Source organism: Streptomyces sp. NBC_01803 (genome assembly GCF_035917415.1).
Lineage (GTDB): Bacteria > Actinomycetota > Actinomycetes > Streptomycetales > Streptomycetaceae > Streptomyces.
Map to the genome: position 1 here is coordinate 1,595,001 of NZ_CP109073.1, position 18,230 is coordinate 1,613,230.

At 71.7% G+C, this 18,230-nt stretch carries 15 protein-coding genes; 3 read left to right on the top strand and 12 right to left on the bottom strand.

The window, feature by feature from the left end:
• Window positions 1–107: 107 nt before the first annotated feature.
• The 3 genes from OIE51_RS06640 to thyX form a co-directional block, all read right to left on the bottom strand.
• Entirely contained in the window at window positions 108–1,793 is a 1,686-nt protein-coding gene (locus OIE51_RS06640) for a ribonuclease J (RefSeq protein WP_326596214.1), read from the bottom strand.
• A 126-nt stretch (window positions 1,794–1,919) separates the two neighbouring features.
• On the bottom strand, window positions 1,920–2,819 hold the full coding sequence (gene dapA / locus OIE51_RS06645; protein WP_326596215.1) for a 4-hydroxy-tetrahydrodipicolinate synthase: 900 nt from the start codon (window positions 2,817–2,819) through the stop codon (window positions 1,920–1,922).
• A gap of 182 nt (window positions 2,820–3,001) precedes the next feature.
• Window positions 3,002–3,724 (bottom strand): FAD-dependent thymidylate synthase, encoded by a 723-nt coding sequence (gene thyX, locus OIE51_RS06650; RefSeq protein WP_326596216.1) that lies wholly within the window; start codon window positions 3,722–3,724, stop codon window positions 3,002–3,004.
• Between the two features lie 154 nt (window positions 3,725–3,878).
• Between thyX and OIE51_RS06655 the strand changes: the two genes are divergently transcribed.
• Together OIE51_RS06655 and OIE51_RS06660 are read left to right on the top strand one after the other, a co-directional pair.
• Window positions 3,879–4,076, top strand: coding sequence for a hypothetical protein (locus tag OIE51_RS06655; RefSeq protein WP_326596217.1), 198 nt, complete (start codon window positions 3,879–3,881; stop codon window positions 4,074–4,076).
• Window positions 4,077–4,147: 71 nt separating this feature from the next.
• Window positions 4,148–4,693 (top strand): hypothetical protein, encoded by a 546-nt coding sequence (locus OIE51_RS06660; protein ID WP_326596218.1) that lies wholly within the window; start codon window positions 4,148–4,150, stop codon window positions 4,691–4,693.
• 37 nt (window positions 4,694–4,730) lie between these two features.
• Here OIE51_RS06660 and OIE51_RS06665 read toward each other — a convergent pair whose 3' ends face one another.
• The 6 genes from OIE51_RS06665 to eccD form a co-directional block, all read right to left on the bottom strand.
• Complete coding sequence (locus OIE51_RS06665) at window positions 4,731–5,189, bottom strand: hypothetical protein (protein ID WP_326596219.1); 459 nt, start codon at window positions 5,187–5,189, stop codon at window positions 4,731–4,733.
• A gap of 2 nt (window positions 5,190–5,191) precedes the next feature.
• On the bottom strand, window positions 5,192–5,947 hold the full coding sequence (gene dapB / locus OIE51_RS06670) for a 4-hydroxy-tetrahydrodipicolinate reductase (RefSeq protein ID WP_326596220.1): 756 nt from the start codon (window positions 5,945–5,947) through the stop codon (window positions 5,192–5,194).
• Between the two features lie 71 nt (window positions 5,948–6,018).
• Entirely contained in the window at window positions 6,019–7,398 is a 1,380-nt protein-coding gene (locus OIE51_RS06675; RefSeq protein WP_442812041.1) for a M16 family metallopeptidase, read from the bottom strand.
• Window positions 7,398–9,635 (bottom strand): polyribonucleotide nucleotidyltransferase, encoded by a 2,238-nt coding sequence (locus tag OIE51_RS06680; RefSeq protein WP_326596222.1) that lies wholly within the window; start codon window positions 9,633–9,635, stop codon window positions 7,398–7,400. Before OIE51_RS06680 ends, OIE51_RS06675 begins: the two co-directional genes overlap by 1 nt.
• A 296-nt stretch (window positions 9,636–9,931) precedes the next feature.
• A complete protein-coding gene (gene rpsO / locus OIE51_RS06685; protein WP_326596223.1) occupies window positions 9,932–10,222 on the bottom strand; it encodes a 30S ribosomal protein S15 in 291 nt (96 codons plus the stop codon).
• Window positions 10,223–10,405: 183 nt separating this feature from the next.
• The gene (eccD, locus tag OIE51_RS06690; RefSeq protein ID WP_326596224.1) at window positions 10,406–11,845 is read right to left on the bottom strand and encodes a type VII secretion integral membrane protein EccD; all 1,440 of its coding nucleotides are present in this window, start codon (window positions 11,843–11,845) and stop codon (window positions 10,406–10,408) included.
• 116 nt (window positions 11,846–11,961) lie between these two features.
• On the opposite strand from eccD, the gene eccCa reads away from it, so the two are divergent.
• The gene (gene eccCa / locus OIE51_RS06695) at window positions 11,962–15,948 is read left to right on the top strand and encodes a type VII secretion protein EccCa (protein ID WP_326596225.1); all 3,987 of its coding nucleotides are present in this window, start codon (window positions 11,962–11,964) and stop codon (window positions 15,946–15,948) included.
• 311 nt (window positions 15,949–16,259) lie between these two features.
• Here the strand turns inward: eccCa and OIE51_RS06700 are convergent, their stop codons facing one another.
• Genes OIE51_RS06700 through OIE51_RS06710 form a run of 3 tightly spaced genes read right to left on the bottom strand, consistent with a single transcriptional unit; the run spans window position 16,260 to window position 18,226 of the window.
• Window positions 16,260–16,556: a WXG100 family type VII secretion target gene (locus OIE51_RS06700; protein WP_326596226.1), complete on the bottom strand. Its 297-nt coding sequence runs from the start codon at window positions 16,554–16,556 to the stop codon at window positions 16,260–16,262.
• A 13-nt stretch (window positions 16,557–16,569) separates the two neighbouring features.
• A complete protein-coding gene (locus OIE51_RS06705; RefSeq protein WP_326596227.1) occupies window positions 16,570–16,929 on the bottom strand; it encodes a WXG100 family type VII secretion target in 360 nt (119 codons plus the stop codon).
• A gap of 43 nt (window positions 16,930–16,972) precedes the next feature.
• A complete protein-coding gene (locus OIE51_RS06710; RefSeq protein WP_326596228.1) occupies window positions 16,973–18,226 on the bottom strand; it encodes a S8 family serine peptidase in 1,254 nt (417 codons plus the stop codon).
• Between the last annotated feature and the right edge of the window lie 4 nt (window positions 18,227–18,230).

Sequence of the window (18,230 nt, forward strand, 5' to 3'; positions counted from 1 at the left end):
GCCGTCGTACCTCCGAGGTGCTCCGGTTTCCCGTCTCGGTGGTGGCGTAAACGTACTGGAGCGGGGCGCCTGGATGCAAATCCTGGCGCCCCGCCGCCTGCTGACGGTCAGACGTCCACGACCACGGGCATGATCATCGGGCGTCGGCGGTAGGTGTCGGCCACCCACTTGCCCACCGTCCGGCGTACCAGCTGCTGGAGTTGGCGCGGCTCGACCACGCCGTCCTGGGCCGATCGCGCGAGGACCTCGTCGATCTTCGGGAGGACCGCGGCGAAGTCGGAGTCGTCGATGCCGGAGCCGCGCGAGTGGATGCTCGGGCCGCTGACGATCTTGCCCGTGCTGCTGTCCACCACCACGAAGATGGTGATGAACCCCTCGTCGCCCAGGATCCGACGGTCCTTCAGGCTGGACTCGGTGATGTCGCCGACCGACAGTCCGTCGACATACACGTACCCGGCCTGCACCTTGCCGGTGATCTTCGCCTTGCCGTCGATGAGGTCGACCACGACCCCGTCCTCCGCGATGACGATGCGCTCCGCGGGCACCCCGGTCGCCGCGCCCAGCTCCGCGTTGGCGCGCAGATGGCGCCACTCGCCGTGGACCGGCATCAGGTTCTTCGGCTGGCAGATGTTGTAGAAGTACAGCAGCTCGCCGGCCGAGGCGTGGCCCGAGACGTGGACCCGCGCGTTGCCCTTGTGGATGACGTTGGCGCCCCAGCGGGTCAGGCCGTTGATCACGCGGTACACCGCGTTCTCGTTGCCGGGGATCAGGGACGAGGCCAGGATCACCGTGTCCCCCTCCACGATCCGGATCTGGTGGTCGCGGTTGGCCATCCTGGACAGCGCCGCCATGGGCTCGCCCTGGGAGCCGGTGCAGATGAGGACCACCTCGTTGTCGGCCAGGTCGTCGAGTGTCTTCACGTCGACCACCAGTCCGGCGGGCACCCGCAGATAGCCGAGGTCCCTGGCGATGCCCATGTTCCGCACCATCGAGCGGCCTACGAACGCGATCCTGCGGCCGTGTTCGTAGGCCGCGTCGACGATCTGCTGGATGCGGTGCACGTGGCTGGCGAAGCTGGCCACGATGATGCGCTTCTCCGCGCGGGCGAAGACCTGACGCAGCACTCCGGAGATCTCCCGCTCCGGGGAGACGAATCCGGGCACCTCGGCGTTGGTGGAGTCGGCCAGCAGCAGGTCGATGCCCTCCTCGCCGAGCCGGGCGAACGCCCGCAGGTCGGTGAGGCGGCCGTCGAGCGGGAGCTGGTCCATCTTGAAGTCGCCGGTGTGGACGGCCATGCCGGCCGGGGTGCGGATGGCGACCGCGAGGGCGTCGGGGATGGAGTGGTTGACCGCGACGAACTCGCAGTCGAACGGGCCGATCCGCTCGCGGTGTCCCTCCTTGACCTCCAGGGTGTAGGGGCGGATGCGATGCTCCTGGAGCTTGGCCTCCAGCAGCGCGAGCGTGAGCTTGGAGCCGATCAGGGGGATGTCCGGCTTCTCGCGCAGCAGGAAGGGCACCCCGCCGATGTGATCCTCGTGTCCGTGCGTCAGCACGATGCCGTCGATGTCGTCGAGGCGGTTCCTGATGGAGCTGAAGTCCGGCAGGATGAGGTCGATTCCGGGCTGCTCCTCCTCGGGGAAGAGCACGCCGCAGTCGACGATGAGCAGCCGACCGCCGTATTCGAAGACGGTCATGTTGCGGCCGATCTCGCCGAGCCCGCCGAGCGGGGTAACGCGTAGGCCACCCTCAGGAAGCTTCGGCGGCGGGCCGAGTTCTGGGTGCGGATGACTCAAGAGACTCTCCTGACCACGCGCGCCACACGCCCGCGAGGGGCACGGCGCGCGTGACTGTATGCACTGGTCGGTATTCAGTTATCACCCTGGGCGCGGCGATCCGCGTCCCGGGCAACGTCTGTGTTGTCAGATCTGTACCCCACCGGCGGTGAGATCCCGCTTGAGCTGTTCGGTCTCCTCCTCCTTGAGGCCGATCAGAGGAAGCCGGAGGGGGCCGCCGGGCAGGCCCAGGAAGCCGAGGGCGGCCTTGGAGGTGATCACGCCCTGGGAGCGGAACATGCCGGTGAAGACCGGGAGCAGCTTCTGGTGGATCTCGGTGGCCTTCGCCACGTCGCCGCTGGTGTGGGCGTCGACGAGCGCGCGCAGCTCGGGGGTGACGATGTGGCCCACGACGGAGACGAAGCCCACCGCGCCCACGGACAGCAGGGGGAGGTTCAGCATGTCGTCCCCCGAGTACCACGCGAGGCCGGTGGTGGCGATGGCCCAGCTCGCCCGGCCCAGGTCGCCCTTGGCGTCCTTGTTGGCGACGATGCGCGGGTGGGCGGCCAGGCGGACCATGGTCTCCGTGTTGATCGGCACTCCGCTGCGGCCCGGGATGTCGTACAGCATCACCGGGAGGTCGCAGGCGTCCGCGATGGCGGTGAAGTGCCGGTACAGGCCCTCCTGCGGCGGCTTGCTGTAGTACGGCGTGACGGTCAGCAGTCCGTGGGCGCCGGCCGCCTGGGCGGCGCGGGCCAGCTCGACGCTGTGCCTGGTGTCGTTGGTGCCGACGCCCGCCACGACGTGGGCCCGGTCGCCGACCGCCTCCACCACGGCGCTGATCAGCCGGGATTTCTCCGCATCGCTCGTCGTCGGGGACTCACCGGTGGTGCCGTTGACGATCAGGCCGTCGTTTCCGGCGTCCACCAGGTGCGCGGCGAGCCGCCGCGCGCCGTCGAGGTCGAGTGATCCGTCCGCCGTGAATGGCGTGACCATGGCGGTGAGGACCCTCCCGAAGGGGGTCTGCGGTGTGGAGGTCGGAGCCATAGGTTCCACGCTACTCGCAGCTCAGCGGGTCCGGGGCCATCGGGGCGGGCATCCCGTGGATCCCGGCACTGCCTGCTCGGGGGTTCAGACAGTGCCGGGTCCGTTCATTCACCCTAAATGAACTTCGCGAAATGGTGCAATACGGACACTTCGAGCGGCTCTCCGGAGAATGCGCCCGCCGGCTAGGGCGCCACGCGGCCATGCGCGTTGAACGCCGCGTGCGTCAGAGGCATCAGACGGGCCCACTCGGCCTCCATCCGCTCGGCCACCATCTCGATCTCGCGCTGCGGGAACGAGGGCACCCGGGCCCGCTCGTCCTGCGTGCGCAGCCCGAGGAAATGCATCAGCGAGCGGGCGTTGCACGTGGCGTACATCGAGGAGAACAGGCCGACCGGCAGCACCGCCCGGGCCACCTCCCTGGCCACACCCGCGGCGAGCATCTCCTGATAGGCCGCGTACGCCTGCCGGTAGGACTCCTCCATGACCTTCCCCACCAGCGCGTGCTGCTCGGGGGTGCCCGGAACGAAGTCATACTGCCCGGGACGTCCGCGCTGGACGAGCCTGCGGTCCTCCGCCGGCACGTAGAACACCGGGCCGAGCTCCCGATACCGCCCGCTCTCCTCGTTGTACGACCAGCCGACGCGGTGCCGGTGGAACTCGCGGAAGACGAAGATCGGGGCGCTGACCAGGAAGGTCATCGAGTTGTGCTCGAACGGGCTGCCGTGCCGGTCGCGCAGCAGATAGTTGATCAAACCCTTCGAACGCTCCGGGTCCCGGCCGATCTCCTCAAGGGACTGCTCCCCCGCCGTGGACACGCGGGCCGCCCAGAGCACGTCGGTGTCGGAGGCACTGTGCTTGACCAGCTCTACGGTCACGTCACTGCGGAAACTGGGGGTCTCGGTCACCTTCGAAATCCTTCCGTGCGGAACGCGACTCACCCTAAGGGCAGCCACTGACAACGGCCCACGCCCCGGGTCGGGCAAAAGGGGCCTCACGCCCGGAGTCGGATTCTTCCCCTGATAGATTTGTATGAGGTCACTCAGGGGGAGGAACACTCGCATGGCGTACGACGACGGTTTCCACGACGACGTCACTCCGCCGCACCACCGTCCGACCGCCGGCTCGATTCTCGGCGGCACTCTTATCGCTCTTGTCCTGATATGCGGCCTCATAGGGGCCCTGCTGCTGGCGCGCCCCGCCCTCGATGTCGACCGTCAGTCTGTTCCTGATGCGCCCGAGGCGGCCGAAGGCCGCTGAAGCGCGGTAGCCTCACCGTTCACAGCACCACCCCCACGTGATGTCTCTGTGAATTCGAACGAGGACCAGCCGTGCCCCTGACCTTCCTCGCGGCCGACCACGACTCCGCCACCTCCGTGCCGGACGAGCCACTGCCGCACGCGAACCGGGACTATTGGCGCCGCCCCTACCGGCCGGGCCCCTGGCGCGTGGCCGTCGCCGCGCTGACTCTGCTGATCGCCGCGTACATGCTGCTCTGCGCCATGATCATCACCATGGCGGGCTCTCCGACCGGCGCCACCGCCACCGGTCTCGCCGCCGCGCTGACCATCGCCTTCGCGCTGCGCCTGCTGCGCGTCGGCATCTGGGTCAGCCCACGTGGCCTGCGCCGCGTCGGCCTGCTGAGCACCACGACGCTGCGGTGGCGCGACATCACCCGCGTCTCCACGGTCCAGCAGCCGGTGAAGTGGCTCGGCCTGCCGCGCGGCGTCCAGGGCCAGGCCCTGCAGATCGAGCGGCGCCGCGGCGAGTCGCTGCGTACGCTGCTCACCGACCACAACGCGGACTTCCTGTCCCGGCCCGAGGCGTTCGACCGCGCGGCGGACGTACTGGAGGCGTGGGCGGCCGAGAACCGCTGAGCGGGGCTGGGACAGGCGGGGGCCGCGGCGGACCGCGCTAGGCCCCGGCACGGGAGCGGCGGCCCGCGCGCAGGGCGATCGCGTGCTGCATCGCCCTTCTGGCCCGGGGTGTGTCCCGCGCGTCGTGATAGGCGACGGCCAGCCGGAACCAGCACCGCCAGTCCCCCGGAGTCGCCTCGGCCTCCGCCCGCCGCCGCGCGAACACCTCGTCGGCGGCGGCCCGGTCGACGCGCCCGCTGGGCGTGCGCGCGAGCTCGTCCACCGGGAGCCCGCCCTCGGCATCCAGCTCCCTGGCCAGCCGGTTGGCGTCCAGGACGAACCGCAGACTGCGCCAGAGGAACCAGCCGCCGAGCAGCGGCAGGACCAGCACGGCCGCGCCCAGCGGCACGGTCACCCATGTGCCCTCCAGGACGAGCAGCACCCCGCGATGGCCGATCAGCGCCGCGTACACCAGCATCGCGGCGCACAGCACCAAGTAACCGATCTTGGCGCGCACGGCTAGCCGTCCAGCTCCATGAAGTGCTCCAGGCCGAACGTCAGCCCGGGCGCGCCGGGAATCCGCCGCACGCCGAGCAGCACGCCCGGCATGAAGGAGCCGCGGTTCATCGAGTCGTGGCGGATGGTGAAGACCTCGCCCTCGTCACCGAAGAGGACCTCCTGGTGGGCGACCAGCCCGCGCAGCCGGACGGCGTGCACCGGCACCCCGTCCACGTCGGCGCCCCGGGCGCCCTCCAGGGCCGTGCTGGTGGCGTCCGGCTGGGCACCGAGCCCCGCGGCGTGGCGGGCCTCGGCGACGAGCTGGGCGGTGCGCACGGCGGTGCCGCTGGGGGCATCGGCCTTGTTCGGGTGGTGCAGCTCGACGATCTCGACCGACTCGAAGAAACGCGCGGCCTGCCGCGCGAACCGCATGGTGAGCACCGCGCCGATACCGAAGTTCGGAGCGATCAGCACACCGGTGGCCGGGGAGCCGGCCAACCACCCCCGGAGGGTGGCCAACCGGTCCTCCGTCCAGCCCGTGGTCCCGACGACGCCGTGGACGCCGTTGCGGACGCAGAACTCCAGATTGTCCATCACCGACTCGGGCCGCGTCAGCTCGACGGCCACCTGGGCGCCGGCCTCGATCAGCGTCTCCAGCTTGTCGCCACGGCCCAGCGCGGCGACGAGCTCCATGTCCGGCGCGTCCGTCACGGCCCGGACGGCCTCGGAGCCCATGCGCCCGCGAGCGCCGATCACGGCTACGCGCAGCTTGCTCATCCCACTCCTTCTTCAGCTCTCCCGGTCGTGCCGTCCCTCGTCGCCCCGTCGGCCCGTCGCCCGGTCCCGCCTCAGCCGACGGCGCCGGACAGGCGCGCGGTCTGCCGGTCGTTGAGCGGACCGATGACGGACAGCGAGGGCCGGTGCCCGAGCAGCTCGCGGGCGACCTGCCGGACGTCGTCCGGGGTGACCGCGGTGATCCGCTCCAGCATCTCATCCACCGAAAGCTGCCTGCCCCAGCACACCTCGCTCTTGCCGAGCCGGTGCATCAGGGAGCCGGTGTCCTCCAGACCGAGCACGGTGGAGCCGGCGAGCTGGCCGATCGCGCGGCGCGTCTCGTCGTCACCGAGGCCGTGTTCGGCGACGTCGGCGAGCTGGTCGCGGCAGATCTTCAGCACGTCGTCCAGCCGGTCGGGGCGGCAGCCGGCGTAGACGCCGAACAGACCGCAGTCGGCGTAACCGGAGGTGTGCGTGTAGATGTTGTAGGCCAGACCGCGCTTCTCGCGGACCTCCTGGAAGAGGCGCGAGCTCATGCCGCCGCCGAGCGCGGTGGACAGCACGTTGAGCGCCCAGCGGCGCTCGTCGTGGCGGGAGACGCCCGGCATGCCGAGCACGACGTGCGCCTGCTCGGTGGGGCGCTCGATCACGTCGAGACGCCCGGTCGTCTTGATGGCGCGCCGGCCGGAACGCGGCCCGACGGGCTCGGCGTCCGCGCGGGCGAGCGCGCCCGCCCCTTCGAACGCGGCGGCCACGCGCTCCACGACGGCGGCGTGGTCCACGTTGCCCGCGGCGGTGACGACGAGGCGGGTGGGGTCGTAGTGCCGCCGGTAGAACCGGGCGATCTTGTCGCGGGTCAGCGCGTTGACCGTGTCCTCGGTGCCGAGCACCGGGCGGCCCAGCGGGCTGTCGCCGAGCAGGGTGTGCGCGAAGAGGTCGTGGACGCCGTCGCTCGGGTCGTCCTCCGTCATCGCGATCTCTTCGAGGATGACGCCGCGCTCGGCGTCCACGTCCTGGGCAGCGATCAAGGAGCCGGTGAGCATGTCGCAGACGATGTCGATGGCCAGCGGCAGGTCATTGTCGAGGACGCGGGCGTAGTAGCAGGTGAACTCCTTCGTGGTGAAGGCGTTCATCTCGCCGCCGACCGCGTCGATGGCGGAGGAGATGTCCAGGGCGGTGCGCCGCTCGGTGCCCTTGAACAGCAGGTGTTCCAGGTAGTGGGTGGCGCCGTTGAGCGCCGGGGTCTCGTCGCGCGAGCCGACCCGGGCCCAGATGCCGAACGTCGCGGAGCGGACCGAGGGCACGGTCTCGGTGAGGACGCGCAGTCCGCCGGGGAGCACGGTCCTGGCGACAGCGCCGGGGCCGTTCTCCGCGCCGCGCGGACGGGGCACGGCCCGCCCCACCTCAGCGGTGGGGCGGGCCGTCGCACGCGATGCCGTACGAGAGGGACGGATCACTGGTCGGCAGCGGCCTTCTCGGCGTCCTCGGCCTCGGCGGAGGCGCTCTCGGCGGCCTCGTCCAGGACGGGGATCAGGGAGAGCTTGCCGCGCTGGTCGATCTCGGCGATCTCGACCTGGACCTTCTGGCCGACGCCGAGCACGTCGTCCACGTTCTCCACGCGCTTGCCGCCGGCCAGCTTGCGGATCTGCGAGATGTGCAGCAGACCGTCCTTGCCGGGCAGCAGGGAGACGAAGGCGCCGAAGGTGGTCGTCTTCACGACCGTGCCCAGGTACCGTTCGCCGACCTCGGGCATCGTCGGGTTGGCGATGCCGTTGATCGTGGCGCGCGCGGCCTCGGCGGAGGGACCGTCGGCGGCACCGATGTAGATCGTGCCGTCGTCCTCGATGGTGATGTCGGCGCCGGTGTCCTCCTGGATCTGGTTGATCATCTTGCCCTTCGGGCCGATGACCTCGCCGATCTTGTCCACCGGGATCTTGACGGTGATGATCCGCGGCGCGTTCGGGGACATCTCGTCGGGGACGTCGATGGCCTCGCTCATCACGTCGAGGATGTGCAGGCGGGCGTCACGAGCCTGCTTCAGGGCGGCGGCCAGCACGGAGGCCGGGATGCCGTCCAGCTTGGTGTCGAGCTGGAGCGCCGTGACGAACTGCCGGGTGCCGGCGACCTTGAAGTCCATGTCGCCGTACGCGTCCTCGGCGCCGAGGATGTCGGTGAGGGTGACGTAGTGCGTCTCGCCCTCGATCTCCTGGGAGATCAGGCCCATGGCGATGCCGGCCACCGGCGCCTTCAGCGGCACACCGGCGTTCAGCAGCGACATGGTGGAGGCGCAGACCGAGCCCATCGAGGTGGAGCCGTTGGAGCCGAGCGCCTCGGAGACCTGGCGGATGGCGTACGGGAACTCCTCGCGGCTGGGCAGCACCGGCAGCAGGGCCCGCTCGGCGAGCGCGCCGTGGCCGATCTCGCGGCGCTTGGGGGAGCCGACGCGGCCGGTCTCACCGGTGGAGTAGGGCGGGAAGTTGTAGTTGTGCATGTACCGCTTGCGGGTCACCGGGGAGAGCGTGTCGAGCTGCTGCTCCATGCGGAGCATGTTCAGCGTGGTGACACCGAGGATCTGCGTCTCACCGCGCTCGAACAGCGCCGAGCCGTGCACCCGCGGGATCGCCTCGACCTCGGCGGCCAGCGTACGGATGTCGGTGACGCCCCGGCCGTCGATGCGGACCTTGTCGCGGATGACGCGCTCGCGGACCAGCTCCTTGGTCAGCGACCGGTAGGCGGCGGAGATCTCCTTCTCGCGGCCCTCGAACTGCGGCAGCAGCTTCTCCGCGGCGACCGTCTTGACGCGGTCCAGCTCGCCCTCGCGCTCCTGCTTGCCGGCGATGGTCAGCGCCTGGGCCAGCTCGTCGCGGACGGCCGCCGACAGCGCCTCGTACACGTCGTTCTGGTAGTCCAGGAAGACCGGGAACTCGCCGGTGGGCTTGGCGGCCTTGGCCGCGAGGTCGGCCTGCGCCTTGCACAGCACCTTGATGAACGGCTTGGCGGCGTCCAGGCCGGCCGCGACGACCTCCTCGGTCGGGGCCTGCGCACCGCCCTTGACCAGCTCGATCGTCTTGTCGGTGGCCTCGGCCTCGACCATCATGATCGCGACATCGCCGTCCGGCAGCACGCGGCCGGCGACGACCATGTCGAAGACGGCCTCCGCCAGCTCCGTGTGGGTCGGGAAGGCCACCCACTGGCCACGGATCAGGGCGACGCGGGTGCCGCCGATGGGGCCGGAGAACGGCAGCCCGGCGAGCTGCGTGGAACAGGAGGCGGCGTTAATGGCGACCACGTCGTACAGGTGGTCGGGGTTGAGCGCCATGATCGTCTCGACGATCTGGATCTCGTTGCGCAGGCCCTTCTTGAACGAGGGGCGCAGCGGACGGTCGATGAGGCGGCAGGTGAGGATCGCGTCCTCGGACGGACGCCCCTCGCGCCGGAAGAAGGAACCGGGAATCTTCCCGGCCGCGTACATCCGCTCCTCGACATCGACGGTGAGCGGGAAGAAGTCGAGCTGATCCTTGGGGTTCTTCGACGCGGTGGTGGCCGACAGCACCATGGTGTCGTCGTCCAGATACGCCACGGCGGAGCCGGCCGCCTGCCTGGCGAGCCTCCCCGTCTCGAAGCGGATGGTGCGGGAACCGAAGGAACCGTTGTCGATGACGGCCTCGGCGTAGTGGGTCTCGTTCTCCACCTTGGAAAATCTCCTCTTCTGTGCCCCGCCGACCTCGGCGGGGCGATGAGGTGGAGCGCCTCCGGACTGGCCGGCCATCGATCGAAGCCCCCGGGGTCTGAACGCCCGGAAGCCACTACCGAGGACCGGCGACGTGCGAAGGGGCCCCGCCCCGTGCGTTTCGTCGTTTTCTCGGTCGTGCCGTTGGAACCAGCCTACAAAGGCATACGGTTCCCGGCTCGGTTTCCGTCCGTGACGGACCGGATACGGCGAAGGGAGCGGCCCCGCCTGCGGGTGGCCGCTCCCTCTCGCGCGTGTTACCTGGCGCCCGCCGCGCCGCGGCGGATGCCCAGCCGCTCCACCAGGGTGCGGAAGCGCTGGATGTCCTTGCGCGCCAGGTACTGCAGCAGGCGCCGGCGCTGGCCGACCAGGAGCAGCAGGCCCCGGCGGGAGTGGTGGTCGTGCTTGTGGATCTTCAGGTGCTCGGTCAGGTCCGAGATGCGGCGGGACAGCAGAGCCACCTGGACCTCGGGGGAGCCGGTGTCGCCCTCTGCGGTGGCGAACTCGGCGATGATCTTCTGCTTCGTGGCGGCGTCGAGCGACGACACACGGACTCCTTGACGTTGTCTGATCTGGCCACCGAGTGCCCCTGGGCTTATCCACAGGGGAGCTTCCGGAACTCGGGAGGCGGGGTCCGCTGAGCGCTTCCTCCAGAAGACTCCGGGGGCGCGTACGCAAACGGCCGGTAAGCAGGCTACAACAGGATGACCCCGCTGGCACATCCGGCCTGCTCAGCCGCTGGTCAGCCCCCGGGCCTCACCGTATACACCGAGCACCGCGAGACACAGCGGGATCAGCGACAGCAGCACGGCGCTCTCGGTGAGATCGAGGGCCCTGCCCCAGAACGGGGTGAGCCCGGCGCGCGGCACGATCAGCGCGATCGCCGCGAGCATACCGGTGGCGGCGGTGAGTGCGGCGGCCAGCCAGAGGGTGCGCGGGTCCGGGTCGCCGCCGCCCGCGGTGGACGTGTCGCCGGCGAAGCCGAGGACGAGCAGCGCCAGGGAGCCGAGTCCGGCGGTCAGCAGCACCGTCACCTGGACGGCGTAACGGAACAGCCGGGCGCGGGTCAGCAGCGCGAGACCGGTGGCCAGGGCGAGCAGCTGTCCCCAGCCGCTGTCGGAGAAACCGAGGACGCCGACGGCGGTGGTGGCGAGCACGGCGCAGCCGCCGGTGAGGCCGAGCAGAAGCTGATGGCCGCGGCGGGCCTGGGCGGCGACACGCTCGGTGTCGACCGGCCCGTCGGTCGGCTGCCGCGGCTCGGGCGCCACCGTCTCGTAGCCGGGGCGGGGAGCGGTGTAGCCGATGGGCAGCCGGACGAGGCTCGCGGCGAGGGCCGGGAGGAAGGCCAGCGCGCCGAGCGCGACGGGCGCGCAGACGGCGGCGGTCTCGGCCGGCTCGGCCTCGGTGACGGTGGCGAGGAACGCGGCGACGGTACCGAGCGTCGCGGCGCACGCGGTGGCCACGAACCAGGCGGCGGCCTCCGGCATGACGGCGATCAGGATGACGGAGACGACGAGGACGGCGGCGCAGCCTAGCAGCAGCTCCAGACGGCCGACGCCGTGGCCGTCGTCGAGGGGCAGCATGCCGGTGCCGCCGACGAAGGCGTGCGGCAGGGCTGCCAGGCCGGACGCGACGGCGGCGTGGCCGTCGTCGTACACCCGGGCGCGGACGGCGGCGAAGGAGAGGAGGAGGATCGCCAGGACGCCCGCGAGAACGCCGGGCAGCCCGTGCATCTCGTGGCGGTCCGGCTCGCCGTACCAGAGCACGGCGGCGGTCAGCGCGCCGAGGACGGCGACGGCCGTCAGGCCGGCCGGCCGCAGCATCCGGTCCTGCCACAGCCGCCGGTCACCGCCCACCGCGTCGGCGACGGCGTCCGTCACATCGTCGTGGACGGGCGGCGGGAGCGAGTCGGCGAAGGGGCGCAGGGCCAGCACGTCGCCGTCCAGGACCCGCTGGGCGCCCAGGGTGCGGGAGCCGTCCAGCACGGAGCCGTCGCGGCGCACCAGGTGGTGGCCGACCGGGGCCTCCTGATCGGGTGTCAGGCCGGTCAGCCGGAAGATCTCGGGGTAGAGGTCGGCGAGCGGGATGTCCTCGGGCAACGCCATGTCGGTCCGGCTGGTGGGCGCGGCGACGGTGATCCGGCAGAAGCCGGTGGCTGCGGTCGTGCTCACGGAATAACTCCCCTCCCCTGGCGGCTCCTTGTGCACAGACTGCGTCGAACACCCTACCGTGCGCCAACTAGGATCAGTCACGACGCGACCATCCAGCCGTTGGCGCGGGGGGTTTGATGAGCCAGATCGTTGTGAAGCGCCCGCCGCGGGCGTTGCCGAGGAAGCTGCCGGACGAGGCCGTTCCGCTGCTGCCGCCGCCCGAGCTGCCCAAAGGGCAGCAGGAGGGCGTGCTGATGCAGATCGTGCCGATGCTCGGCATGGGCTCGTCGGTGGTGTTCTTCTTCATGCCGGGCGCGCATCCGTTCATGCGCGTCATGGGGATGCTGATGATGATCTCCACGGGCGGCATGCTCATCGCGATGATCGTGCGCGCCCGGCGGGGCACCCAGGGGCAGATGGCGCAGGTGCGGCGGGATTATCTGAAGTACCTCGCACGCACCCGGCAGGAGGTGCGGGCGACGGCGCGGGAGCAGCGGGACACGCAGTGGTACCTGCACCCGGCACCCGAGCAGTTGTGGGCGCTGGTCGCCGAGGGCGGCCGGGTGTGGGAACGGCGGGCCGGCGACGCGGACTTCGGGCAGGTGCGGTTGGGCCTGGGCGAGCACCAGCTCGCGACGCCGCTGATGGCGCCGCGGACCGCGCCGGTGGATGAGCTGGAGCCGCTGACGGCGGGGGCGATGCGGCGGTTCCTGACCACGCACAGCACCGTGCGGGACCTGCCGATGGCGGTGTCGCTGCGCGGTTTCTACCGGCTGACGCTGGCGGGTGACGCGGAGCCGGTGTACGGCGTGGCGCGTTCGCTGGTGGCCGCGCTGACGGCGCTGCACTCGCCGGAGGACGTGACGCTGGCGGTGGTGGCGGGCGGCGGGGAGGCGGCGGACCGCTGGGAGTGGACGAAGTGGCTGCCGCACACCCAGTCGACGGCGCTGGACGGGGCGGGCACGCGGCGGCTGATCGGCGGCACCGTCCCGGAGGTCGAACAGGAGCTGACGCGGCGGTTGGAGGGGCGGGGGCGGTTCGCGCCCCAGGGCAAGCCGGTGCCCGACCAGCCGCACGTGGTACTGCTGCTGGACGGCGCGCGGATTCCGCCGCACTCGGCGTTCGCCGGCGCGGAGGGGCTGCAGGGCGTCACCATCGTGGAGATCGCGCCGGGTGAGGCGGGCCCGGCGCGCGGCGGTCTGTCGGTATTCTGCGCTCCTGGGCTGCTGCGGCTGGAGGCGCCGGACGGCTCGGTGTTCGAGGGCGAGCCGGACGCGCTGCCGTCGGCGGCGGCCGAGGCGCTGGCGCGGCAGCTGGCGCCGCTGCGGCTGAGCACGGCCGTGGACGAGGACGAGCCGCTGCTGGCGAATCTTGACTTCGCGGAGCTGCTGGGCCTGGGCGATCCGGCGTCGGTCGACGTGGCGCGGACCTGGCGGCCGAGGTCGGCGGGCGAGCGACTGCGGGTGCCGATCGGCGTGGACGAGGAGGGCCGGCCGGTGATGCTGGACCTGAAGGAGGCCGCACAGGAGGGCATGGGTCCGCACGGGCTGTGTGTGGGGGCCACGGGGTCCGGGAAGTCGGAGCTGCTGCGGACCCTGGTGCTGGGCCTGGCCGTCACCCACACGTCACAGACGCTGAACTTCGTGCTGGCGGACTTCAAGGGCGGCGCCACGTTCACCGGGATGGCCGGGCTGCCGCACGTGTCGGCGGTCATCACCAACCTGTCGGACGACCTGTCACTGGTCGACCGCATGGGCGACTCGATCCGCGGCGAGCTCCAGCGACGGCAGGAGTTGCTGCGGGCCGCGGGCAACTACGCGAATCTCCACGACTACGAGCGGGCGCGGGCGGCGGGCGCGCCGCTGGAGCCGCTGGCCTCGCTGGTCCTGGTCATCGACGAGTTCAGCGAGCTGCTGACGGCGAAGCCCGATTTCATCGACATGTTCATCCAGATCGGCCGCATCGGCCGATCGCTGGGCGTGCATCTGCTGCTCGCCTCGCAGCGGCTGGAGGAGGGCCGGCTGAAGGGGCTGGACACGTACCTGTCGTACCGGATCGGCCTGCGGACATTCTCGGCGGCCGAGTCGCGGACGGCGATCGGCGTCCCGGACGCCTACCACCTGCCGCAGGTGCCGGGTTCCGGCCTGCTGAAGGCCGGCACGGACCAGATGACGCGCTTCAAGGCGGCGTACGTCTCCGGCGCGTACCGGGAGCCGTCGGCCGAGCCGGAGACGGCCGGGCCGCGTCCGATGCGGCGGCGGCCGGCGCTTTTCACGGCGGCGCCGGTGCCGGTCACCTACGCGGAGCCCGAGCCGCGCCCGGAGCCCGCCGGGACCGCCGGTGCCGGCGGGACCGCCGGTGCCGGCGGGACCGCCGACGATCCGCTGGCGGACTCGGTCCTGGACGTGATCGTCCGGCGGCTGGAGGGGCAGGGTCCGGCCGCCCATCAAGTGTGGCTGCCGCCGCTGGACGACGCGCCGACGCTGGACGAGCTGCTGCCGGGCGTGGGCGTGGTGGCGGCCCGGGGCCTGCAGGCGCCCGGGGCGACGGGTGGGCTCTCGGTGCCGCTCGGCGTCGTGGACAAGCCGTTCGAGCAGCGCCGGGAGATCCTCACCCGCGACTTCTCCGGCTCGGGCGGGCACATGCTGATCGTCGGCGGCCCGCAGTCCGGCAAGTCCACCTTCCTGCGCACGCTGGTCGCGTCATTCGCCCTCACCCACACGCCGCGCGAGGTCCAGTTCTACGGGCTGGACTTCGGCGGCGGCGGGCTGTCCGCGGTGGACGGCCTGCCGCACGTCGGCGGCATCGCGTCCCGGCTGGACCCGGACCGGGTGCGCCGCACGGTGTCCGAGGTGGCGGGGGTGCTGGCGCGGCGCGAGGAGTTCTTCCGGCGCGAGGGCATCGACTCGGTGGTCACCTACCGGCGGACGCGCGCCGCCGGGCAGCTGCCCGACCAGCCGTGGGGCGACGTCTTCCTGCTGATCGACGGCTGGGCGGCGTTCCGGCAGGACTACGACATGACGCTGGAGCCGGTGATCCACGACCTGGCGGCGCGCGGCCTGGGCTACGGCATCCACCTGGTCGTCACGGCCGCGCGGTACATGGAGATCCGGCCCGCGCTGAAGGACCAGCTGACCAACCGGCTGGAGCTGCGGCTCGGGGACCGGCTGGACTCGGAGTTCGACCGCCAGGTGGCCGGCGCCGTCCCGGCCGACGTGCCCGGCCGCGGCCAGACGCCCGACAAACTGCACTGGTTGTCCGCGCTGCCCCGGCTCGACGGGGAAAGCCGCTCCGACGACCTGGCGCGGGGCACCGCCGCCCTGGTCGAGGCGGTCCGGGGGGCGTGGACCGGCGCGGCGGCGCCGCGGGTGCGGATGCTGCCGAGGGTGCTGGCCGCCCACGACCTGCCGAAGGGGTTCGAACGCCCGGACCAGGGCATCGCGATCGGCGTCGGCGAGACCGATCTGGAGCCGGTGTTCGTCGACTTCGAGCGGGACCCGTTCCTCTTCGTCATCGGCGAGAGCGAGTCCGGCAAGACGTCCGCGCTGCGGCTGATCATGCGGAAGCTGGCCGAGCGGTACACCCGGGACGAGGCCCGCTTCATCCTCGCGGACTACCGGCGGGCCCTGATGGCGGCGGCGCCGGAGGAGCACGTCGCGAGCTACACGACGACGGAGGCCAAGCTGGTCCCGGACGTGGTCTCGCTCAACGGCCTGTTCGAGAAGCGCAAGCCGAGCGACGACATCAGCATCCAGGAGCTGCGGGCGGGCAGTTGGTGGCAGGGGCCCCGGCTGTTCGTCATCGTCGACGACCACGACCTGGTGGGCGCCACCCCGAAGAACCCGCTGAACCACCTGACGGAGCACCTGCCGTACGCCAGGGACGCGGGGATCGGCTTCGTCATCGCCCGCACGTCGGCGGGCATCTCGCGGGCCATCTTCGACCCGTTCCTGCAGCGGATGCGCGACCTCGGGGCGCAGGGCATCATCCTGTCCGGCGACCCGAAGGAGGGCGAGGTCCTGCCCTCGGTCCGGCCCCGGCCGCTGCCCCCGGGCCGCGCCGTGTTCGCCACGCGACGGCGGGGCAACTCGCTGATCCAGCTCGGCTGGTCACCGGAGGAGTAGCGCTCAGCCGGCGGGGACGGGCTCGGGCGGGGCGGCGCAGAAGGCGACGCCGCCCCCGGGTGGTGGGAGAAGGCGTCGAGGAAGCCGGTCACCGGGACGGCTGTGGTCGTTCTCCGTCAGGAACTCGGGTGAGGTGGCCCTGCTCGGTGGTCCACGCGGACGACGGCGCGAGCCGGTCGTAGGCGACGAGGACGTCGCCGTACGCGGTGAGGAACGCCTCCCGGAGCCGCGCGCATTCCTCGTCGAACGAGATGCGGCGGGGGCGGCGCCGATGGCGGTCCGGCGCCGCCCCCGAAGAAGTGCGGGGTGGCTCAGCCTCCCAGCAGGCGGGCGCCCGCGCGGTCCGTGCGCTGGTAGTCGCCGATCGCGTTGCTGAGCTGGTTGCCGGTCTGGGCCAGCACCATCCGCAGCTTGTCCAGCTCCTCGTTGAGCACGCGCATGTTCGCGTCGAAGGCCCGCATCGCCTCGCCCTCCCAGCCGGCCGCGACCTGCCGCAGGCTGGCCTGGAGCTCCTCCATGCGGTTGAGCAGCTCGCGCTCGGTGCGCGACATGCCTTCCGAGCCGGCGCCGAGGGCCGCGTAGTTGACGCTGAGGTTGAAGTCGGTCATGGCGTTCCTCTCCTCAGAAGTTCAGGTTCGGGTTGCCCGGCCCACCGAGGCCGGCGTTGACGGTCCTGAGGGCGGCGACCTGCTCGGCCTCCTCGGCCTGGAAGCCGTCCCTGCTGAGCCGGACCAGCTCGTGCAGGTTGCCCATGGCCTTGATCAGCCTGTCGAGGTCGAGGCCGAACTGGTTCTGCCCGGCGTTGAACTGTCCCGCCGCGCCACCGCCCCACTGGGCCGCCAACTCGTCGGAGACCGACGACAGCTCTCGCCGGTTCGCGTCCAGGACGCCCGCCTCGCGCTCCAGCGCGGCGAGCACCCTGTCGATGGCCTCGCCCTCTTGCCGCAGATCGCTGTTGCCGCCGGGCATCGGAGTCGACATGTTCGCTCCCTTCTGTGTGTCTGTTCGGTATGGATGGAACGCTTCAGGCGCGGCGACGGCGGCCGAGGATCACGGCCGTCAGCACACCGCCGACGAGGACGACGGCCCCGGCACCGATGAGAAGCCAGGGGCCGTCACCGTCGCCGTCACCGTCGCCGGCCGCCTGGCTCCCGGCGGCGTCCGGGACGTCCCGCCGGGGCTCGGTCGCGGGCTCCGAAGGCTCGGGGTCCGGCTCCGGCTCGGGGGACACGGGCGGGTCGAGCAGCGCCTCGTACGTCGGGAAGAGCGGGTTGGTGTCCGGGTCTCCCGGGTCGATGCCGCCGTCGAGGATGACGCGGTCGGGACGGACCATGCCGTAGCCGACGTAGTCGTCGCGCTCGCCGCTTTCGGGGGCGTCGGCCGTCTCCATCATGGCGCGGAGCACCTGGTTCTTCGTCCAGTCCGGGTACGCCGAGCGGATCAGGGCGGCGGAGGCGGACGCCAGCGCGGTGGAGATGCTGGTCCCGCCCTCCTCCACCAGACACGGGTCGCCGTGGCGCTCCGGGCAGTACGCCGGGACATCGTCACCGGGTGCCACCATCGCGACCTGGGGCCCATAGTTCGAGTAGCGGGTGTGGTCACCGTTCCGGTCGACCGCTCCCACTCCGACGACGCCCTCGCGGTTGGCCGGGAACAGCGGGCCGTTCTCACCCTCCGCGTCGTTCCCCGCGCCCGCGAAGATCAGCACATCCTGACGGGCGGCCTCGGCGAGCGCCGCCCGCACGATCTCCTCGTCGTCGCCGATCTCGTCACCCGCCAGGGAGATGCTGATGACCTGCGCGCCGGCCTCGACGGCGTACTCGATCCCGCGCGCCATCCGCCCTTCCTCGCCGAAGTCGAGCAACGAGCCGCCGACCGTCACGCGGACGGGAAGGATCTCGGCCCCGGGAGCGAGGCCGCGGAGCCCTGCGTCGGCCCCGGTGCCCGCGATGAGCGACGCCATGAGGGTGCCGTGGCCATGCGAGTCGTAATGCGCGCCGTCCTGCTGGTAGGTCAGGTCGGTCCCCTCCAGCACCTGCCCGGCCAGCTCCGGCGTCACCGAGTCGTCGACGCCGCTGTCGATGACCGCCACGGTGACGCCCTCGCCCCGCGTCCGCTCCCAGATCTCCTCGACGCGCCAGGTGTCCATGTACCAGGGGTCGGCCGGTCCGTCGGCCGCCGCCTGGGGGGCCAGCGCCAGAACTCCCAGCACCGTCGCGGCCAGCGCGGTCGCGACGGTCCGGCGGCCGCGCGAGCGGGCGGTTGGTGGGTGTGGCATGTGC